Source organism: Vibrio sp. 10N.222.52.B7 (genome assembly GCF_041474275.1).
Lineage (GTDB): Bacteria > Pseudomonadota > Gammaproteobacteria > Enterobacterales > Vibrionaceae > Vibrio > Vibrio crassostreae_C.
Genome location: NZ_JBFRTU010000321.1, coordinates 1 through 209 on the forward strand (window position 1 = coordinate 1; position 209 = coordinate 209).

The 209-nt window shown below is 43.5% G+C and carries 1 pseudogene; it reads left to right on the plus strand.

Going from position 1 to position 209, the window contains the following annotated elements:
- Window positions 1-209 (plus strand): annotated as a pseudogene (locus AB4512_RS23025) (mechanosensitive ion channel family protein); the annotation flags it as partial.

Below are 209 nucleotides of genomic sequence, written 5' to 3' on the forward strand. Positions count from 1 at the left end.
GTTCGTAAGAGTGTTTCGCACTCTAAAATGGACTTCAGTGTATTGATGCAGGACTTCTTTGTATCCATCGCATCTAAAGCGGTCGTGTTTATTGGTTTGCTTATCGCTCTGTCTCAAATTGGGATTGAGCTAGCGCCACTATTAACCGGTTTCGGTGTTGCGGGTGTCATTATTGGTTTCGCATTGCAAGACACACTATCTAACTTTGC